At 35.9% G+C, this 21419-nt stretch carries 20 protein-coding genes; 9 read left to right on the top strand and 11 right to left on the bottom strand.

The genetic code is table 11. The features are described 5' to 3' along the window. Positions 1-282 precede the first annotated feature (282 nt). Complete coding sequence (locus tag Q0940_RS06970; RefSeq protein ID WP_299266111.1) at positions 283-696, top strand: HIT domain-containing protein; 414 nt, start codon at positions 283-285, stop codon at positions 694-696. A gap of 7 nt (positions 697-703) precedes the next feature. Here Q0940_RS06970 and trxA read toward each other — a convergent pair whose 3' ends face one another. Then, entirely contained in the window at positions 704-1027 is a 324-nt protein-coding gene (gene trxA / locus Q0940_RS06965; protein WP_299266108.1) for a thioredoxin TrxA, read from the bottom strand. Positions 1028-1114: 87 nt separating this feature from the next. Between trxA and rhlB the strand changes: the two genes are divergently transcribed. Both rhlB and gppA read left to right on the top strand, forming a co-directional pair. Beyond that, the gene (gene rhlB, locus Q0940_RS06960; RefSeq protein ID WP_299266105.1) at positions 1115-2341 is read left to right on the top strand and encodes an ATP-dependent RNA helicase RhlB; all 1227 of its coding nucleotides are present in this window, start codon (positions 1115-1117) and stop codon (positions 2339-2341) included. A gap of 20 nt (positions 2342-2361) precedes the next feature. Further along, positions 2362-3846, top strand: coding sequence for a guanosine-5'-triphosphate,3'-diphosphate diphosphatase (gene gppA, locus Q0940_RS06955; RefSeq protein WP_299266102.1), 1485 nt, complete (start codon positions 2362-2364; stop codon positions 3844-3846). 68 nt (positions 3847-3914) lie between these two features. On the opposite strand, the gene hemB is transcribed toward gppA, so the two are convergent. The 5 genes from hemB to tatA all read right to left on the bottom strand — a co-directional run bounded on the left by hemB (position 3915) and on the right by tatA (position 8092). Then, the gene (gene hemB, locus Q0940_RS06950) at positions 3915-4931 is read right to left on the bottom strand and encodes a porphobilinogen synthase (RefSeq protein ID WP_299266100.1); all 1017 of its coding nucleotides are present in this window, start codon (positions 4929-4931) and stop codon (positions 3915-3917) included. Continuing rightward, positions 4932-6701, bottom strand: coding sequence for a diguanylate cyclase (locus tag Q0940_RS06945; protein ID WP_299266096.1), 1770 nt, complete (start codon positions 6699-6701; stop codon positions 4932-4934). Positions 6702-6808: 107 nt separating this feature from the next. Then, entirely contained in the window at positions 6809-7552 is a 744-nt protein-coding gene (gene tatC, locus Q0940_RS06940; protein WP_299266093.1) for a twin-arginine translocase subunit TatC, read from the bottom strand. Continuing rightward, entirely contained in the window at positions 7542-7859 is a 318-nt protein-coding gene (gene tatB, locus Q0940_RS06935) for a Sec-independent protein translocase protein TatB (RefSeq protein WP_299266090.1), read from the bottom strand. Before tatB ends, tatC begins: the two co-directional genes overlap by 11 nt. Before the next feature lie 5 nt (positions 7860-7864). Further along, positions 7865-8092: a twin-arginine translocase TatA/TatE family subunit gene (gene tatA / locus Q0940_RS06930; RefSeq protein ID WP_299266087.1), complete on the bottom strand. Its 228-nt coding sequence runs from the start codon at positions 8090-8092 to the stop codon at positions 7865-7867. A gap of 143 nt (positions 8093-8235) precedes the next feature. On the opposite strand from tatA, the gene Q0940_RS06925 reads away from it, so the two are divergent. Next, a complete protein-coding gene (locus Q0940_RS06925) occupies positions 8236-9414 on the top strand; it encodes a hypothetical protein (protein ID WP_299266085.1) in 1179 nt (392 codons plus the stop codon). Positions 9415-9447: 33 nt separating this feature from the next. On the opposite strand, the gene ubiB is transcribed toward Q0940_RS06925, so the two are convergent. The 4 genes from ubiB to Q0940_RS06905 form a co-directional block, all read right to left on the bottom strand. Continuing rightward, positions 9448-11103, bottom strand: coding sequence for a ubiquinone biosynthesis regulatory protein kinase UbiB (ubiB, locus tag Q0940_RS06920; RefSeq protein WP_299266081.1), 1656 nt, complete (start codon positions 11101-11103; stop codon positions 9448-9450). A gap of 14 nt (positions 11104-11117) precedes the next feature. After that, a complete protein-coding gene (locus Q0940_RS06915) occupies positions 11118-11741 on the bottom strand; it encodes an SCP2 sterol-binding domain-containing protein (protein WP_299266077.1) in 624 nt (207 codons plus the stop codon). Continuing rightward, positions 11738-12499, bottom strand: coding sequence for a bifunctional demethylmenaquinone methyltransferase/2-methoxy-6-polyprenyl-1,4-benzoquinol methylase UbiE (gene ubiE, locus Q0940_RS06910; protein ID WP_299266074.1), 762 nt, complete (start codon positions 12497-12499; stop codon positions 11738-11740). Before ubiE ends, Q0940_RS06915 begins: the two co-directional genes overlap by 4 nt. A 135-nt stretch (positions 12500-12634) precedes the next feature. Continuing rightward, on the bottom strand, positions 12635-13639 hold the full coding sequence (locus tag Q0940_RS06905; protein WP_299266072.1) for a GGDEF domain-containing protein: 1005 nt from the start codon (positions 13637-13639) through the stop codon (positions 12635-12637). Positions 13640-13993: 354 nt separating this feature from the next. Here Q0940_RS06905 and Q0940_RS06900 point away from each other — a divergent pair, with 354 nt between their 5' ends. From Q0940_RS06900 to tesB, 3 genes are read left to right on the top strand one after another with little or no spacing between them, the layout of a single operon-like run. Further along, a complete protein-coding gene (locus tag Q0940_RS06900) occupies positions 13994-14668 on the top strand; it encodes a TetR/AcrR family transcriptional regulator (RefSeq protein ID WP_299266070.1) in 675 nt (224 codons plus the stop codon). Further along, entirely contained in the window at positions 14644-15744 is a 1101-nt protein-coding gene (locus Q0940_RS06895; RefSeq protein ID WP_299266067.1) for a potassium channel family protein, read from the top strand. The genes Q0940_RS06900 and Q0940_RS06895 overlap by 25 nt, the downstream gene beginning before the upstream one ends. Then, positions 15741-16619, top strand: a complete 879-nt coding sequence (gene tesB, locus Q0940_RS06890) for an acyl-CoA thioesterase II (RefSeq protein ID WP_299266064.1) — start codon at positions 15741-15743, stop codon at positions 16617-16619. Before Q0940_RS06895 ends, tesB begins: the two co-directional genes overlap by 4 nt. Positions 16620-16726: 107 nt before the next feature. Here the strand turns inward: tesB and plsB are convergent, their stop codons facing one another. Then, entirely contained in the window at positions 16727-19156 is a 2430-nt protein-coding gene (gene plsB / locus Q0940_RS06885) for a glycerol-3-phosphate 1-O-acyltransferase PlsB (protein ID WP_299266061.1), read from the bottom strand. Positions 19157-19302: 146 nt separating this feature from the next. Between plsB and lexA the strand changes: the two genes are divergently transcribed. Further along, positions 19303-19920, top strand: coding sequence for a transcriptional repressor LexA (gene lexA, locus Q0940_RS06880; protein WP_299266126.1), 618 nt, complete (start codon positions 19303-19305; stop codon positions 19918-19920). Between the two features lie 358 nt (positions 19921-20278). Next, entirely contained in the window at positions 20279-21343 is a 1065-nt protein-coding gene (coxB, locus tag Q0940_RS17100; RefSeq protein ID WP_363323572.1) for a cytochrome c oxidase subunit II, read from the top strand. Positions 21344-21419 lie beyond the last annotated feature (76 nt).

The following is a 21419-nucleotide window of genomic DNA, read 5'->3' as shown; positions in this document are numbered from 1 at the left end:
CATGCGAGAGTAGCTCACCGCCAGACTCCTATTAGAGAAACCCGTTGATCGTAAGATTGACGGGTTTTTTGCATTTGGAGTTTGAAAAAAGCTTCGAGTTGCGAGCAAGGCCAAAATCGCCAGACTCACTATTATAATCACAACCCCATGCTCATTGAACGTTTTTTTTTGCATTTTGGGTTAGAAAACTGTTCGGATAGAAGCAACTTTAATGGCTGTTAGGCTTATCTTTTGTTACATTGAACCATTACTTACTTATCACAAAAATAGTAAATATCTCTCATGTTTAAATTAGACCCTCGTATAGAAAAAGATTCGACTTTCATCAAAGATTTACCTTTATGTCAGGTACGTTTGCAAAATGACAGCCGTTACCCTTGGTTGGTTTTATTACCTCGTGAGAATGGTTTAACAGAAGTGTATGAGTTGTCTTCTGATCAGCAAGCACAATTAATGGTAGAAAGCTCTTTAGTATCTAAGGCATTGGCTAAATCGACAGAGTGTAAAAAGATTAACGTGGCGAATTTAGGTAATGTAGTTTCGCAATTACATTGGCATGTTGTTGCTCGGTTTGAAAATGATTTAACTTGGCCTGCACCTATTTGGGGGGTTGGAACATCTGTTCCTTGGCAAGATCAAAAAAGAGCCGAATTTATCGACTCTTTTTTAACTAATTTAGCTGAACTATTTAATTAAGTTCAGACTAAATGTTTTCTGCTAGAAACTCAGTTAACTGAGTTTTACTTAATGCACCAACTTTAGTCGCTGCAACCGCACCATTTTTAAATAGTAAAAGAGTTGGAATACCACGAACCCCAAATTTTGGTGGTGTATTCGGATTTTGATCTATATTTAATTTAGCAATGGTAACCGTGTCAGCCATTTCTTCAGCAACTTCATTAAGAATTGGTGCGATCATTTTACAAGGTCCACACCATTCAGCCCAAAAATCAACTAAAACAGGTTTGTCACCATTGATAATTGACTCAAAACTATCGTCAGTTACTGCAATAATTTTATCGCTCATTTAAAACTCCAAGTATTTATTAAATTTATAACGCTATTTTGAATAAAATGTTTCATATTGCAAGGGTTAAGGTTATTCTTATCCGCTATGACTAAGACACATTTGACAGAAACTAAATTTACAGACTTTTCGATACATGAAAATGTATTAAAAGCATTATCCTCTGCGGGTTATTCGCATTGTACCCCTATTCAAGCTATGTGTATGCCTCTTATAGAAAAAGGCGCGGACATAGCTGGACAGGCTCAAACAGGTACAGGCAAAACCATCGCCTTTTTAACTGCTACATTTAACAGATTATTAGCTAATCCGGATGCTAAAGGGCAACCGAGAGCAATAATTTTAGCACCGACCCGTGAACTTGCTATCCAAATTCATAAAGACGCGATTATCTTTGCTGAGCAAAGTGGTCTGTCTCTTGGATTGATTTATGGTGGCGAAGGTTATGAATCTCAACGCCAAGTACTAGAAAAAGGTGTAGATGTTCTAATTGGTACTACTGGTCGTGTTATTGATTACCATAAACAAGGTGTTTTTAACTTAGATTCGATTGAAGCTGTTGTACTTGATGAAGCAGATCGTATGTTCGATTTAGGCTTTATCAATGACATCCGTTACTTGTTCGATAAAATGCCTGATAGAACTTCTCGTCTGAATCTAGTTTTTTCAGCAACGATGAGTTTCAAAGTAAAAGAACTTGCTTACTCACATATGAATGAACCTACTCATTTGCAGTCTGAACCAGAGCAAATGACTAACGTACGTATTGAAGAGGAATTGTTTTATCCTCAATCTAATCAAAAAATAGAATTACTATTGTCTTTGATTGAAGAAGATTGGCCGGAAAAAGCGATTGTTTTTGCTAATACAAAACATTCGTGTGAAAAAGTGTATAACTGGCTAAAATCAGATAAACACAGAGTTGGCTTATTAACTGGTGATGTTAACCAACGTAAACGTTTAAGTATTTTAGAAGCGTTTGCCAAAGGTGATATCGACTTTTTAGTAGCGACAGACGTAGCTGCTCGTGGATTACATATTCCATCAGTATCTCACGTTTATAACTTTGATTTACCGGATGACCGTGAAGATTACGTACATCGTATAGGTAGAACAGGACGTGCTGGCGCTAGCGGTAATGCCATTAGCTTTGCTTGTGAATCTTATGTATATAATTTACCTGCAATTGAAGAATATATTGGCCATAGCATTCCAGTTAGTCAATATGATGCAGATGCATTATTAGATGATGTTCCACGTCCTAAATATCAAAAGCGTCGTAACAATCATCACGGCCAAAGACGTCGTAACTAATTGAACAAGGTAATTCTTTAATGGAAAACAATAGTAGTTATGCCGTTATTGATTTAGGTTCAAACAGCTTCCACATGATGATTGTTCAGGTGGTTGCTGGCAGTGTTCAAGTAATTGGACGAGTTAAACGCAAAGTTCGATTAGCCGCTGGGTTAGACAATGATATGAATTTGTCTAACGAAGCGATGTTAAGAGGATGGGAATGTTTAAATTTATTTGCTGAACGTCTGCAAGATATCCCCTCGCAAAATCTGAGGATTGCTGGCACAGCAACTCTCAGATTAGCAAAAAATGTCGATGTATTTCTAAACAAAGCAGAAAATATACTCGGCCAAAAAATTCGTGTTATCTCCGGTGATGAAGAAGCAAATACAATATACAAAGGTGTTGCTTACACATCTAGCAGTAAACAAAAACGGCTTGTTATTGATATTGGTGGCGCAAGTACAGAACTTGTGGCTGGCGAAGGTGATATCCCACAAATTTCTAATAGCCTAAATGTAGGTTGTGTAACTTTCTTAGATAAATTCTTCCCTAATGGTGAGCTGTCAGAGCAGAACTTTACTAACGCAATTGGCGCAGCAGAATTAGAGATTGGCCAAGTACGTGACTTGTACAAAGATTTTGATTGGAAAGAAGAAGTTGGTGCTTCGGGTACAGTTCAAGCTATTCAAGAAATCCTTATACATCAAGGTCATGATGAAAGGATCACGCTTGCAAGACTCGTTTCAATAATGCAGCAAGCCATAACTTACGGCTCTATAAAACGACTTAATATTCCTGGATTAGTACAAGAAAGACAGCAAGTTTTTCCAAGTGGATTAGCTATTTTAATTGCCATATTTAGACAACTGAATTTAGTAGGCATGACATTAGCGGGCGGGGCATTACGTGAAGGTTTGTTGTATTCAATGTTACCGCATTTAACCAAGCAAAATGTACGCGAGCGTACTTTAAACAGTGTAATGACTCGTTACCATGTTGACGAAGAGCACGCTAAACGTGTAGCTGAACTCGCTATGAATTTAGTCAATCAAGTTAGTGATAAATGGGATATGGAACAATTTGGAGCGTTGGAAATTTTACGCTCCGCTGCGCTTGTTCATGAAGTCGGTTTACAAGTGGCTTACAAAGATCAGCAAATTCACGCTAGTTACTTGTTAGCAAACACCAACTTACCTGGCTTTACAGAAGCACAAAAAAACTTATTAACTGCTTTGGTTCGCAATCATAAAGAAGATATAGACCAAAGTTCGTTATCAAAACAAAGTTCTACGTCAGTATTATTGGCTTGTCGTTTATCAAGGATTTTACGTTTGGCGGTTATATTGTCATTAAGACGTAAAGACGAAGCTATGCCCAAGGTATTAGTAACGGTAGAAAATGAAGTATTAAAGCTAACATTACCTGAAAATTGGATAGGTAAAAATCCATTGACGGAAGCGGAACTCGGACAGGAAGCTAGTTATCAAGCTGCACAAGGTTGGCAGTTAGTAATCGAGTAGAATATGTGCCTAGTTAAATAAAAAAGGTGCAAATTATTGCACCTTTTTTAATCGATAAAATTTATAAGCTAAGCATTATTTTGTTTAAGTAAAACCGCTGCTTTTTTAGCAAAGTAAGTCAAAATGCCATCTGCGCCAGCACGTTTAAACGCTAATAAAGATTCCATAATAATTGCGTCTTCAGCTAACCAACCATTTTCTATTGCAGCCATATGCATAGCGTACTCACCACTAACTTGATATGCATAAGTCGGAACTTTAAATGTTTGTTTTACGCTGCTGACAATATCTAAATACGGCATACCGGGCTTAACCATAACCATATCAGCGCCTTCTTCTAAATCTAAAGCAACTTCTCTTAATGCTTCATCTGCATTAGCTGGGTCCATTTGATAAGTTTTTTTATCGGCACCTTTCAAATTACCAGCTGAGCCTACCGCATCTCTAAATGGTCCGTAGTAGCTTGAAGCGTATTTAGCGGAATAAGCTAAGATTGATGTATTTATATAGCCCTGTTGCTCTAATGCAGCTCTTATTGCTGCTATACGACCATCCATCATATCAGATGGTGCAACAACATCAGCTCCAGCTTCAGCATGAGATAAAGCCTGCTTAACTAATATTTCTGTGGTTATGTCGTTAAGTACATATCCGTTTTCGTCTATAATCCCGTCTTGACCATGAACTGTGAATGGGTCGAGCGCAACATCAGTGATAACACCTAATTGTGGAAAAGCCGCTTTAACCGCTCGCACTGCTTTTTGTGCCAACCCTTCTGGGTTATACGCTTCTTCAGCTAGCTCTGTTTTTAGTTCTTGGCCTGTCACCGGGAATATCGCAATTGCTGGTATACCCAATTCAACGAGCTCTTTAGCTTCTTCAACTAATAAATCGATAGACATACGTTCTATACCAGGCATAGAACTAATTGCTTCTCTTTTATTTTTCCCTTCTAATATAAACATAGGGTAAATAAGATCATTAGCCGTTAGAACGTTTTCACGCATTAAACGTCTTGAAAAATCATTTTTACGCATTCTGCGCATACGAGTATAAGGAAAACCACTTAAGTTTTGTTGTGTCACTTAATTACCCTTTTCATATATTTGTACTTGATTACGGCCACTTTGTTTCGCTTTATACAAGGCACTATCAGCCATTTCAATAAAGAAACCTGGTTCAATAGGCTCTTTTGAATTATGCGATGCAACACCTAAGCTTATTTTACAAGATAAGGTTTGCTCATTAAGCGTTATGTTTAAGTTTTCAATAGCGGAACGAATTTTTTCAGCGAGTATTTTGGCACCAGCTAAGTCTGTATTAGGTAGTAACACGGCAAACTCTTCTCCACCATATCTAAATATTTCATCGGTGGCTCGGTTTAATTGCTGTGAAGCTGTTAATGAAATACTGCGGATCACTTCATCACCGGTTGTATGTCCGTAAGTGTCATTCACTTTTTTAAAGTGGTCTATATCAAATAAAATAAGGGATAGTGTTGATAGCTCTCGCCTTCCTCTTCGCAGCTCTGCTTGTAAGCGTTTATCAAAATGTCTGCGGTTAAATATGCCAGAAAGAGAATCTAAGGTATTTAGTTTTTCTAATTGTTGATTTGTTTCTTCTAATTCACGCAATGCAAATTGCAATTCCATCATTTGATCACTGGCTAACATATCCTGTTCTGTTGTTAATCCATTGCGGCCCATTGTCGATGAGCGAACTGCTGAGATAGCTAAAAATATGATGTGGGTTAATAAAGAAAATTGAAGTAAATGTAGATTGGAAATAGGTAACTCTAATCTAGAAAAGTTATTTACTGTGATCAATACAAGCGATATTAGTAGAATACCTAATCCATAATTAAACTCTTGGTGTTGATGTAACCCATGTTTCCATGTCATAACACCAGCATATAAATGACAAGCACATATGATGATAGATATTACAATAACTAAGTACAGCGCAGTCTGGTAGCTCAAGTATATAGTTGCAGGTGTTAACAATAGAGCAAAAACAGCTATGGATTTGAACCAAGCCATTAGTTTGTGATCTTGATAAAAGTGTTTAAGAGTATCTCTGGCTAATAGCGCAGAAAATATGATGGCAATACAAGCAAAAATATAAAAAGCATGTTGTTGTAATACTGGATGATTTGGCCATATATATTGGAACGAAAAACCATTCAACGTCAAAATAATCATTAACAATGAAAACATAAATCCGGCATGTAAAAGAGATGCTTTTTGACGTCTGGCGATATAAGCAATTAGGCATACTAATATTGCCGCAAATATAAGCCCAATATAACTACCAGTTAATAATTGTTGCTGATTTTGCTTTTCTTGAAAGTATTCTTTTTGCCATAAATTAATTGGTAATTGGGTGCTACCTGATGTTTGTGTGGCAATGTATATCTCTAATGTTTCATTAATGCCCCAAATAATAGGCACAATAAAAGATCCATGTAATACAGGGCGTAAAGAAAATACTTGATTATCACCTAGGTGCTGTACACTTTTGACTTGACCATCAATTAATTGATAAAGAACGATATTGTCTAATAGAGGAGCATCTAATTCTAAATATTTTGTTTCAACTTGAGTCGACGGATTGCTCAACTCAAAACGGAACCATTGGACTCTATTATCAAAACCTAATTTTATTTGTGCTTGATTAAATTCAGACCAACCTTCTATTGGAGGTGTCTCTAGAGGATCATGACCGCCAATATTGTATTCTATATAAGGTGTAAGATCCGTTTTCCCCTTTGAGTTGGTTATGTCATAAGTTGCTGCATTAACTTGCAAAAGCAACCCAATAACAACTAAAGAGAAAATAACTAATTTATTAAACAAGAACGAAACCTTTTTGCTTATGCTGAATTTAGGGTAAAACAATATCAGCTGTTTATTAAGTAATCTAGTGATCTAAATTATAGCCGGATTAATCGAATAGTGACTAACTATTCACCTGTTTGTTCACTATCTGGATTTTTAACTTTGATGACTCTGGATAAGATTAATCCTAATTCAAACAACAACCACATAGGAATTGCCAATAACGTTTGGCTTATCACATCTGGAGGTGTTAATAACATCCCTAAAACAAAGGCCGCTAGAATCACATAAGGTCTTTTTTGTTTTAAATCATCTACGGTTGTTACACCAGATAAACACAAAATAAATACTAAAACAGGCACTTCAAACGACAGTCCAAATGCAATAAATAGTTTTAAGATAAAATCTAAATAACTACTAATGTCCGTTGCAATAACTATATTTTCTGGAGCTACACTGGTGAAAAAAGTAAAGACTAATGGGAATACAATAAAATAAGAAAAAGCGATACCGCAATAAAACAATAAGACGGAGGTAATTAATATTGGTGCCGCAAATTTTTTCTCATGGTTATACAATCCCGGAGCTATAAACCCCCAAATTTGGTGTAGTAGGTATGGAAACGCCAACACAATAGATAGCATAAACGCTAATTTGAAAGGGGCAAAAAATGGTGCAGCAACATCCGTTGCTATCATATTAGAGCCTTCCGGTAATACATCTAATAGCGGAGTTGATACTAAGGTATATAATTCATTTGCAAAATAAGCTAAACCGGCAAAACATAATAAGATTGCAACCACAGATCGAATTAGGCGCTGTCTGAGTTCAACAATATGCGCTATAAAAGGGGGTTTATCATTTGTCATTTTTAGTGGTATCTACAGGCGATTCAGATAGTGTTTTTTGCACACTTTTAGCGGCGTTAGTTAACTCATCAACGGACTCTTGTAAGTCTGGCGATAAATTTTCCATGCCTAGCTGCTCTGCTTTTTTCAGGTTTTCGTGTAGTTCATGCACACGCAATTGTTCATTTACTTCGGCGGATACGCCTTGAACCATTTGACTAAACTGTTGTTTCATTTTAGTAAAACGGCGAATTGCGGATGGAAGTTTATCTGGCCCAAGTACTATGGTGCCGACAACTGCGATAACAATAAACTCCCAAAATCCCATATCAATTAATCTTTTTTGTTAACTTTGTCTGGGTTTTCTGATTTTTCAAAATCAGCATCATCACTTGGTTTTGATTCAATATTTGTTTTTTCGTCAGAAACTGAGCTTTTGAAGCCTTTAATTGCTGATCCCAAATCAGAACCTAATGATTTAATTTTTTTAGTTCCAAATAATAAAATTACAATAACTAAAACTATAAGAAGTTGCCAAAGACTAACACCACCAAATCCCATTTTCATTTCCAATATTGAATTAAACTGTCAGTAGTATAAAGTTTAATTAACTGAAATAATATATTTAGATATTCAATGATGAATAATAAGACCAAAAAAATAGAAGCTATTTAATGCTAATTGACCAAACAAAGAGTTTGTTGATGTATATCTGCGTTAGCGGAGTATGGTCTATTAGTGCGCAAGCAAGTCCCCCACCTAGTTTCCAATCAAACAAAAGTATAAGTTGCGAAGTATCATCCCAAGCAAATAATCAGTTATTTGAAAGCAATATAATTAATGTTAATCAAGATAAATGCATAATCACAGACGTTAATCCTTTAATCATTGCTGTAGATGAGCAAGAACAATTTAAAAATGCAAAATCATTAAAGACTACTCTAAGCGATATAGAGAGAACAACAGAAGAAAAAAGATTAAAAGTGTTATTTGTTGATGTAAATACAGTGGTAGAAAGTGTTGGGCATTCCATGGATTGGACAGCTAATTTACTAGATGGTTTATTTGCAGAAGATGAAGACGGAAAAAACAAAGCCAAAACATGGGGGCATTTTGTTATTGGCTGGGAGCCGCAAGAGGGGGAATTTTTTTCCGGTGATAGTTTTCCTATTAAGTTTAAAATAAAAGCCAAACTGCCAAATTTAGAAAACTCAGTTGAACTAATACTTTCTGATGGTGAAGATGATGACTTTAAAACCTTACCTTACGAATCCGTAAGAACGGAGGCATTTAAACTAAGTCAAAATTCATTAGGTGCAGCCGTACGTTTTTTACATACTAAGTCAGACAATGTGAGTACATCGGTACGAATAGGTTGGGGAGAAGATCAACTTTATACCAGAGCATCTGCTAGTTATCGTAAACAGTATTTTGACGGTAAAATCACACTCAATTTGAAACCGGCTATTGAATATTATGTATCGGATGGTTGGGGAGCACGATTTTTATTAGATACTGGTTACAAATTAAACCAAACATCTGAAATTCGTTATAACTACTCATTACGTGATTTGCAGTCGTTTAATGCTTCTGAGTGGCGCTCTGGCCTTTTCCAAATAACCGCGATTAGTAATAAATCTGCGTTGATCACAGGGCTTTCATCGTATGGTTATATTGAGCCTAAAGTAGAACCGTTGTCACATAAATTTAGTGTTCGATATCGGTTTAATGCACTGAGGCGTTGGCTGTTTTTTGAAATAGAACCTTTTGTTGAGTTAAATAAAGATGATCCATATGGTGATGATTATGACCCTCTTTCAAATGACTTTGTACGTAATACTGGAATTTCATTTCGTATTGAAACCCACTATGGTTTCTTATAAAGGCAATTCGCAGAAAATCACTAGTCTATATATCTAACGTATTCTTAACCATACAATTATCGCACTAAGCACGGTTATACAGCCAGATACTCCAATTGCTATCTGCCCAGTTAGATTACCTAAATCACCAAACATAACAATTAATAAGGATGTAATAAAACCACAAGACATTAATGTTAATTGCAACAGAAAACGTCGGTGTTGTTTTTGATGTTGAAGATATTGCTCAATTAAGTCTTGCTTCATTTGAGGCATATTATTTAGCGTTGTTAAGCCAGAATGCAACATTTCTGGAATTTCAGGCGCCTTTTCTAACCAGTAAGGTAAATTTTCTTTGCTTGATTTAAAAAATGCTTTAAAACCCATTTGTTCATTAACCCATTGTTCTAAAAACGGTTTAGCGGTTTGCCATAAATCTAATTGCGGATAAAGCTGACGCCCAAGCCCTTCAACATATAATAATGTTTTTTGTAATAATACCAATTGCGGCTGAACTTCCATTTCAAATTGCCTAGCGGTATCAAATAAACCAATAAGCACTTGTGCAAAAGAAATTTCATCTAAAGGTTTATTAAAAATTGGGTCGCAAACTGCACGAATAGCAATTTCAAACTCTTGTACATTTATATGGCTCGGTACCCAACCAGATTGCACATGCAATTGCGCGACACGCAAATAATTACGATTAAAAAATGCGACAAAATTTTCAGCCAAATAACGCTTATCTTGATCGTTAAGAGTACCCATAATTCCAAAGTCGATGCCTATATATTGCGGATCACTTGGGTTTTGTTTAGAAATAAAAATATTACCAGGGTGCATATCGGCATGGAAAAAACTGTCCCTAAATACTTGAGTGAAAAACACTCGAACACCACGCTCTGCCAGCTTCTTAAGATCTGAACCTTGTTGTAGCAACGCATTGGTATCAGACACCGGAATACCATAAATACGTTCCATAACTAATATTTTTCGAGTAGACAAATTCGGATAAATTTCAGGAATATACAAATCATCGGAATTGGCAAAATTATCGCGTAAACGAATACCGTTGTTAGCTTCTAGGTTAAGATTAAGCTCATTTAAAATGGTTTTTTCATACTCTCTTACAACTTCTACAGCTCTAAATCTGTGTGCATCTTTGGTTTTAGAAATAAGTTTGGCAAACAATAACATTAACGATATATCAGATTTTATTTGCTGTTCTATATTAGGCCTGATCACCTTAATAATTACGTTAATCGGTTGCTGTTCATTTGGTAGTTGTAATTGAGCTCCATGAACTTGAGCCATAGATGCAGTTGCAATAGGTTGCTGATCAAATTCACAAAAAACGTCAGATATTTGTTCAATATTTAATTCTTGGCAAATTGTTTCTAAAACTAAAGATGTGGCAAATGGGGTAACTTGGTCTTGTAACTTGGTTAATTCGACACTTAATTGCTCAGAGAGTAAGTCTTTGCGAGTCGACAACATTTGGCCTAATTTAATCCAAACAGGGCCTAAGTGTTCAAGGGCAATTCTGAGGTTATGCGCACTATGAGTTTTTTTTGAAGTCTTAGGATACCAAAAGCATAAAAGGACAAAGGCTTTTAATAGAAAAGGTGTTTTTTTAGCAGGTATTAATTCATAAAGACGATAATAAAGAAAAACATGAATTATTTTGAAAATACGAGATAGTTTATTCAATTTTATGCACGCTTTTATTGTTTAAGGGTTAATTGTTCAGACGCTAACTTATTTATGGTGGCAGCTAACTTGTCTACTTTGGCAGAGAGAGAATCTACATCATCTATAAAAAGGCTAACTTCATTGTAATGCGGGCTTAATTTAAGCTCTTCGGTAATAGCCGTTGATAATGTGTAGTCCATATCTTTCGACTTTACTTTTATGTTGTTTGCTAAGATTTTAATACCTGTAGCTATTTTGTGTGCCATAGCATCACCAAAATAACTCGACAATAACTCTTGCCAGTCTATGTCGTTGTTAATTAATAGATCTGAAAAGCTTTGGGCTATTGCTAAATCGCCGTCGAGTTCTAGGTTATCTTGCTTTATTAACTTAGTTAATTGAGATGCATCAGATAAAGAACGTAAATATTGGCTGCTGGTGGTCACTAAACAATCGTAACCATCAATATTGGATGATAACTGAACTTTATTATTTAGCACCTGCAGTTTAATGCTTACTGACAGGTCTGTTAAACAAACACTTAGGCTTTTATTTTCTAATTTTGTCAGCTTTTGACTTGATTGTTCATCAAAAGCCAACAATTTATTTATACCCGGCTCAATAAAAGTGTGAGCCAGTTGTTGTAACAAGATCAAAACTTGAAACCTTTGTGTAATGCAACTATACCGCCGGTCATGTTTGTAAATGACACCTGGTCAAATCCTGCTGTTTCCATCATGCCTTTTAATGTCTCCTGGTCAGGATGCATTCTGATTGATTCAGATAGGTATTGATAACTTTCTTTGTCGCCAGCGATTAATTGACCCATTTCTGGCAGGATTTTGAATGAATAAAAATCATACGCTTTGTTAAGCCAAGCTTGTTCTGGTTTGGAAAACTCAAGTACTAATAATCTGCCGCCAGGTTTTAGTACTCTAAAGATAGAGCTAAGAGCTTCGTCTTTATCCGTTACATTTCTTAAGCCAAAAGCAATGGTAACTAAATCAAAGGTATTTTCAGCAAATGGTAATGCTTGAGCATTGGCTTGAACATATTCAACATTACCAACTACACCTAAGTTATGCAGCTTTTCACGGCCAACTTTGATCATAGAGTCGTTAATATCGGCAAGTATAACTTTGCCTGTTGGTCCTACAGCTTGACTGAATTTACGAGTTAAATCACCTGTACCACCGGCTAAGTCTAATACCTTGTTACCGGGACGAACATTACTCGCGTCAAGAGTGAAACGTTTCCAAAGTCTATGTACACCAAAAGACATAACATCATTCATTATGTCGTATTTAGCTGCAACAGAATGGAATACATCAGCGACCATGGCTTGTTTTTGTTCTGACTCAATAGTTTTGTAACCAAAGTGAGTTGTAGATTGTTGATTTTTTTCAGTAGTCATATTTTTACGCATGCAAGAGTAATTAAAACAAGTGTACTTAAATGTTGGCTTAAAACCAACAGTACATAGGCATTTGATGATTAAATGTTATATAAACACAATATGTGTAACCTAATGCTATCAGTAGATAGCAAATTAATCTGAGTAAACCCGATTTCGTCCTGTGGCTTTTGCCATTCGTAAAGCAGAAGAGGCTTTTTGAATGGTTCCATTTAAACCTAACGTAGGACAATACTCAGTGACACCAATTGAGATCGTCACCTTTGGTAATCTCTGTTTATTTTTAGCATTCACAAATTGTAGATTTTCTACGCCTAATCTTACTTTTTCAGCAATTTCATTGGCACTTGTTGGTGTTGCATCAGGAATTAATACTAAAAACTCTTCACCAGCTAATCGAACTGGCAATCCAGTTTCAGATACATAACTTTTAATTTTTTGAGCTACTTTGGATAAAATAACATTGCCAATTGTCATGCCATAATTGTCATTGAATTGCTTAAAGTGATCTAAGTTAATGGCGAGAGCTGCAATGTTTTTTGTATTGTTACTTACCCAGATATCGACAGTTTGATCCATCACCGCACGATTATATAAACCGGTTAGTGCATCAATTTGACGGTTATTATTTAAATTTTCGATATGTTGTTGTAATTCTTTTGATTTGTTTTGTGCTTGCTGTAAGGCTTTAAATAATACTTTTTGAGTAATTTGAGTATAAGACGTGGCTTTAATTAATTTATCGACTACTTGGCGAGTTACTTGTGGGTTTGAATCATCCAGTAATAACAGTGCTTCATCTAAAATATTGGTGTAACTTTTACTATCACGCTGTGCTTTTTGGACATGCTTTTGAGTGGTGTTTATGATTGAAGAGGTGCGGAGCAATATTTTTTCATTGTTTTCGTCAGAATTAAGCATGTATTGACGGTACAGTTCTTCCATTAAAAAGGAATCAATTATGCATCCATCTTTGATATCGTTATTAATATACTCAACAATATCAGTGTTTTTTGCGCTGGCGTATTCATAAGCCACGCTGTAGTTGATAGGGCTAGCGGCTAATCTATGTTGCTTTAAAAACAAGAGTGTTTTTTGCAATTTAGATTCAGCCTGCTCAATGGTATCCTGATACGTCATTAATTTAGATCCCGGAAAAATAACATTAAGGGCTGTTTATTTTCATTTTTTATGAAAAATAAACATTCCTAATACTGAATGTATATTCAAGTCGGTATTCTAACCGTCGCCACAGTAATGGCAACTAAAATGCAGAGTTGAATACGCGAATTTTTATTATTGTTATTAGTGCGTATTTATTGTTTTTTTATTACTACAACACCTTATTAAAAGTGAATTGGTAACTGTTAATTACATATTTATATTATGTAATTGTTTATAAACTAAAATTCTTTTATTTTAAGGTCAAGGAAATACTGTAATATTAAGCACTAATGTAGCAAAAATCCTTAAACAATTAGTTAGTAGATACTTATGGAAATTAAAAAAGCTAAAAATCAAAAACAAAAATTGCAAAGAGTTAATGGTATTTTAACGGCTGCAGAAGCTTTATTCATTGACTCAGGTAACATATTGCCATCAGCAATAGAAATAGCTAACAAAGCCGAAGTGGCAAAAGGAACGCTATATATATATTTCAGAACCAAGGAAGCTATATTTTTAGCATTGCTTGAAAGACACCTACAAAACTGGATTATTTCCGTTGAAACGGAAACTCGTAGGTATGAAGCAACGACCGTAGATGATGTTTGTAATTATTTAATACAGTACTGGGTAGACAATCCTCAGTTTGGACAACTTTGTCGAATATCTGATGCATTGTTGGAATCTCACGTAGATGAAAAAGTATATACCGCTTTTCATAATAAAACCGTCAATGGCTTAAAACGTATGGTTCCTGCATTAAAAGATTTAAATCCCGATGTAGAAGCCAGAGAGTGGTTAAACTTACTTCAACGCAGTTATCAAATGTTAACGTTAGCTTGGGTTGAAAGTCATCCTAAGTATCATATATCGCTTAGAAAGGTACCTGATTTTGAAACCTTGAGCTTCAATTTATTAAGCCCATTTTGGCAAGAGTTAATCCAATATAGTAAACACCAACCAGTAGAGCAAAAAACTGGATGGCGAAAACTACTAGGGAATTAAATTTGTTCATTAATAGATTAGCTATATTGTTACGGAAACACTTTATTCATGTTTCTTGGATGTCCATTTTTTCTCTTTTATGCTTTCACGCCATTTTAAGTTGGTTGTTATTATATTGGGCACAAGAGTATGAATTAACGAACCTTAGTTCGTATATTTATTATTATGTAGTGACTACGAGTACCGTGGGGTATGGGGATTTAAGTCCGTCATCCTTTGAAGGGAAATTAGTAGTAGCATTGGTTCAAATTCCGCTAGGGCTCGCAATATTTGCAGCTTTACTTGGTAAGTTGGGACGTTCAGTTAGCACAGTATTGAGACAAGTTATGACAGGCACAAAAGATTTTAGTGATGAAGATTCACATATATTAATTTTTGGATGGCACGAAGGCCGTACAGAAAAAATGATCAAACATATATTGGGTGATAACAAACGCCAAAAACGTAAAATACTACTTTGCGTGACCAATGAATTAGAACATCCATTTTTTAGTCATTCGCTGGTGGAATTTGCTAAATTAAAATCTATGACTCAAGACGATGAATTAACCCGAGTAGCAGTTACTAAAGCCGATAGAATTATTGTTGATTGCGATAATGATGATCAAACGTTCACCTGTGCATTAAAACTAAGTTCTTTAGTTAAAGATGGCTGTCACATAAGTGCTAATTTTAGTGACGACACAAAAATTGAAATGCTAAATCGTTATACAAAAAACATTGAATGTAATTCGTCTAAAACCGCAGAAATTTTAGTTCGTTCAATGCAAGATCCAGGAAGCAGCCGTTTACAAGAAGAAATGATGTCCACATTAAATGGTCATACTCAATTTTCTACACAAATTCCCTTAGATACGGCACCACATAAATTTGCTGATTTGTTTTTCCATTTAAAACAAAATCATAATGCAATTTTATTAGCTGTGGCTGAAGACCGAATTGGCATAAAAATGCATTTAAACCCAGCAAATGACTTTAGTGTAATGCCAGGTCAAGTTTTACATTACGTATCAAGTGAAAGAATCATTGCCGATGAAATAGAATGGACAGAAATAGCTGTTAGAGATTTATTATGAGCCAAAAAGCATTAGAAACATTATTGAGTGATCTTAAGTTAGAAAAAATTGAAGAAGGTTTATACAGAGGTCAAAGCCATGCTTTAGGCTTTGGTCGTGTATTTGGTGGACAAGTTATTGGCCAAGCATTAAGTGCTGCTAAAGAAACTGTGGAAAACCGTTTTGTTCATTCTTTTCATAGTTACTTTCTACGTGAAGGAAACGACCAACACCCAATAGTTTATGAAGTGGAAAATATTCGTGATGGTGGCTCTTTTAGCACTCGTAGAGTAAGCGCTATTCAGTTTGGCAAAACCATATTCCATATGACTGCTTCCTTTCAAACAGAAGGCGAAGGTTACGATCATCAATCAAGTATGCCAGACGTTATCGGACCTGATGGGTTAATCTCGGAACTAGAATATTATCAACAGAATTTAGATAAAGTGCCAAAACCACTGCATTCTATAGTACTTGCGGATAAGCCAATTGAAATGCGCCACGTTCAACAATTTAATCCATTTAATCCACATGTCATGGAACCTGCTTCTCAGACTTGGATTAAAGCCAGCGGTTTATTACCTGACGACCCTCGTGTCCACCGTTATTTATTAGCTTATGCTTCAGATTTCACATTTTTACCAACAGCCTTGTTGCCGCATGGCGAAAGCTTTATGCAGCCAAAAATGCAGGTGGCGACGTTAGACCATTCAATGTGGTTTCATCGTCCTTTTAAAATGGATGAATGGATATTATTCAGTAAAGAAAGCACAAGTGCCAGTGGCGGTAGAGGATTAGTTCGTGGACAGTTCTTTAATCAAAAAGGCGAATTAATAGCATCTGCAATGCAAGAAGGCGTGATCAGAAATCACGAGCTTTTTCCTAAACATAAATAGGCTAAAAAGAAATAGCTTCTGCAATCCTTCCTAATATGGGTTTAATATGTATTCCACAGATTAACTAAAAGCTAATCGGTGGAAATGTTATTCACGGAATTTATCTCTTAACCTAAAGAGTTTAACGACTGCAACAACTCTGCACTTAACAATGAATTAATCGTATCCGATGTTTCTTTACCTAGCTCAGTTAGGTGCATTAATCCTGCTTCATTAACCGACACGTAATTTTGTTCACGTAAACATGAAACAAAATTAGATATCACCTTCTTATCAAAGTATTCAGGCGCTTTAACGTCATGTAATTTAAGCAAACGTTTTGCTAGTTTCTGGCAATCTGCTTCCAACTCGCTGCGCTGAATACCGTTAACTTGCTCAATTCTAATAAAGCCAAGCGCATAACGCTGTAATGTGTCTTTCATTATTTTGGCTAGTAAATTTAGCTGTAAATAACCCATAGAATTTTTATCAGCAATCGTTAATGAACCGTTTTTGTCCTGTATTAATTTTTGCTGGATAAAGAACTCTATGACTTGGTCACAATATTGTTCAATGTCACAGATTGTGATGTATAACTCGTGTCTTAATAGAGGAAGTAAGTCGTTTACTTTATCTAAAATTTGCTCTTTAGTCGTAGTTGATGAGTTAACAATAACACCAGCAATAATGGCTGGAATCGCAAATAAGTGAACGACATTATTGCGGTAATAACTCATTAATATAGCGTTTTTATCATCTAGTTTAATGATAGTGCCGTATTCATCACTTTCAGCTTCCACTTTTTCAAGTTGTATAGCTTCTTCAATTATTTCATCTGCCGTTTGCGATGGAACTTGAACCTTATGTGCATAAGGGACTTGTTGATTTAATTGAATGTAAAAGTTGAGTAATTGTTGCATTTCAGCGCGCGGTAATGCGTGGCTATCGGATGTAAGCAAAGTTAATGCGCAAAGGTTTACGGTATTTAATACCGCAGCGTCATTAATAGAACTCATAATTATATTTGCTGTGTGGTTAACAACTGGCGTAAGCCAACTTGGTTTAACTACATCAACCGGGTCAATTAAGTCACGCCATTGCGGAGCTTTTTCGTTAAGGATCTCATTTAAGCTAATTGGTTTACCAAAATTCACGTCACCATGACCGTAATTTTTTAAATTCTTAAGTGCTTTAAATAGGCCAAATATAGACTCACTTTCTTTATTTTGACCTTTAAGTTCTTTTAAGTAAGTGTTCACTTCCATTACATGCTCGTAACCAATGTAAACTGGCACTAAAGTAATTGGGCGGTCTACTCCACGTAACATAGCCTGAATGGTCATCGCTAACATGCCCGTTTTAGGACTTAACAAACGACCCGTTCGAGAACGTCCACCTTCGGTATAATATTTTACTGGATAGCCTTTAATGAATAATTGCCCTAAGTATTCACGAAAAACCGCAGAATATAACTTGTTGCCTTTAAAGCTTCGACGTAAAAAGAAAGCGCCTGCTTTTCTGAAAATAGGGCCTGCAGGCCAGAAGTTTAAGTTTATTCCCGCTGCAATATGTGGCGGAACTAACCCTTCTTTATAAATAACATAAGTAAGTAATAGGTAATCCATGTGACTTCTATGACAAGGCACGTAAACAATTTCATGTCCTTTTTGCGCTAAGTCCCTTAATTCATCAGCATTATGTACGCGAATACCGTTATAAATTTTATTCCATAACCAAGTTAATATGCGTGATGCATAACGGATATAAGATTCTCTATAATCACCGGCAATTTCATTCAGTAGTTTTATCGCATTTTTTTTGGCTTGAGCCATGGAAATGTCTTTAGAGTCCATTTCTTCTTGCAGTGCTTTCTTAAGCGCTGGACTTGCTAGCAAACTATTAAACATAGCTGTACGAGCCATTATTTTTGGTCCAGTAGCAACAATGCGTTGACGTTCAAAGTGAATGCGAGCGACCCTAATTAGCTTATGAGCAGACTCTTTTGATGTGCCATATCTATTTACCATTTCCATTAATGAAACGGGTTTTGATATTCTGATGAAGTTATCTCTACCAGAAAATAAAACAATAAAGAATTTGCGGAAACGACTGGCTTGTAGATTCTCAGCAATTAAATCTTTAATACCTATTTTTGTATTCTCTTTAACTTTTTCAACACCGGGAGCGCGCCCCCAACAAACCATTACAGGCACAAATTGCACATCCCGTTGGCTGTCGGCCACTTTCATTAATAGCTCTTGGCTGTGCTTAACTATTTTAGCTTCATGTTTCTTTTCTGAAGTGAAAAGTGATTTTCTATGTTTTACACCCATGGCTCGTGAAAGTGAGTGTCCGCCTAGCTTAAAGGACTTAAATGGACTCGGTAAACCCTGTTTTCGGCAAACTTGTTCTAGTGCTAATTTATCAGCAAATGAGTTGGTGACCAGTACGTATTTAATCGGTTTAGTGAGGTCCAGTGATAAATCACTATCCGATACTATGTTTACTTTGATAAATGGACGGGTGAGCCAATAAAAAAGGTAAGAAATATAAGCCATTAGATCTAATCTCGAGAAGTTATAAAATTCAGACAGTGATATTAACAAAATGTTTTGCAAACACTAACCAACATTTAACTTATATTTGCAGTTTTAATTTTGCTGTATATACTAACAGGTATTGTAACTGTATGGAAAACCAGACTATGCGTCCATTAACTGAAAGACAAGCTCAAATACTTGAGTTAATAAAACAAGCTATTGTATCAACAGGCATGCCTCCAACTAGAGCCGAAATAGCTAAACGCTTAGGTTTTCGTTCAGCTAACGCCGCTGAAGATCATTTAAAAGCATTAGCTAAAAAAGGCTATATAGAGATTTTAGCTGGAACATCACGCGGAATTCGTTTAACTGAAGATATTTCTAATATTGAAGCTGGTATTCCAGTTGTTGGTAAAGTTGCAGCAGGCTCTCCAATACTAGCGATGGAGCATGTTGAGTCTCGTGTTAATTTAGACCCAGCTATGTTTACTCCTTCTGCTGACTTCCTATTAATGGTTGAAGGCGAGAGTATGCGAGATATTGGCATAATGGACGGTGACTTATTAGCCGTGCATAAAACGCAAACAGCCAGAGATGGACAAGTTATTGTGGCTCGAGTTGGCGATGATGTGACAGTAAAGCGCTTAGAAAGAAATGGTAGTCAGGTTCTTTTACATGCCGAAAATCAAGATTTTTCACCAATTAAAGTAGATTTAAATTATCAAGATTTTGCCATAGAAGGCTTGGCTGTTGGTGTTATTAGAAATAGTTCGTTAATGTAATTATTTAATATATATAGATAAAACCCGCTCGGTGAAAATCACTTAGCGGGTTTTTTTATTGGTGATTATTTGCACTATTTAAATAAAAGGTATAGGTTTGTTTTGTTGAGTAAAAATTATACAAATAAAATATCAACAGTAAATCAGCGTTATAGACTGATTATAAAAATAATATGAAACAAACATTTTTTGGGGATTGTACAAGTCTAGCTAACTAGATTTATACACTGAGGTGAGTTGTACAGACATCTTCTTCTAATGTTTCAATAGGGGAGTGTGTTTAGTGGCTACTAAGCAATTGAGTTGGTTGATCCCAGCTATCGTATTGTCAGGTAATGCTAGTGCTAATGCAGATGAAATGCGTCTTAATATGACTAAAGGCGTTACGGATATAAGTGCAAGTGTTTACAATTTGCACATGATCATATTCTATATTTGTTGTGTTATTGGCATTGTCGTTTTTGGGATCATGTTCTGGTCCATAATCCATCATAGAAAATCCAAAGGTGCTAAACCTGCTAATTTCCACGAAAGTACTAAAGTAGAAATACTTTGGACTGCCATTCCATTTGTTATTTTGATCGCCATGGCGTTTCCCGCCACTAAAACATTAATTGAAATGGAAGATACTACTGACGCAGATCTGACGGTTCAAGTTACGGGCTCTCAGTGGAAGTGGCATTATAAATACTTTGAACATGATTTAGATTATTACAGTCTGCTGGCGACTCCCCAATCTGAAATTAAAAACAAAATTGCAAAATCTGCTAACTATCTACTTGAAGTTGATAGGCCACTAGTGATCCCTACAGGTCAAAAAGTACGTTTTTTAATTACGTCCGATGATGTAATTCATTCTTGGTGGGTACCTGAATTTGCAATAAAAAAAGATGCTAACCCTGGTTTTATCAATGAGGCTTGGACGCGTGTTAATGAACCGGGGATTTATCGAGGTCAATGTGCCGAGCTATGCGGTAAAGATCATGGCTTTATGCCAATCGTGGTTATTGCAAAAGAGCCTGCAGAGTTTGATAAATGGATGGCCGAAAAAGTAGAAATTGCTAAAAAATTCAAAGAAGAAGAGCAAAAACTGCTAGCGATGAATATGCCAATGGAGGAGTTAATGGCCTTAGGCGAGAAAGTATACAACGCAAATTGTGCAGCTTGTCATCAACAAAATGGTCAAGGTATTCCAGGAGTGTTCCCAGGATTAAAAGACAGTGCCATTGCACTTGGTGATGTTAAAGAACATATAGATATTGTGGTTAACGGTAAAGCGGGAACTGCAATGCAAGCTTTTGGCAAACAACTAGCTCTGAAAGATTTAGCGGCAATTGTCACTTACGAGCGTAACGCTTGGGGTAACAATACAGGTGATGTAGTACAAGCTGCAGCAATCAATGAATTTTTGGTCGATAAATAGGAGGAGCACGTTATGAGTACAAAAAATTTAAACGCTGATAACCATGTTGAAGAACATCACGGTGCACCTTCGGGAA

Source organism: uncultured Psychrosphaera sp., from assembly GCF_947500655.1.
In the GTDB taxonomy this organism is placed as follows: Bacteria; Pseudomonadota; Gammaproteobacteria; order Enterobacterales; family Alteromonadaceae; genus Psychrosphaera.
This window is presented reverse-complemented; position numbering and strand designations above follow the sequence as displayed.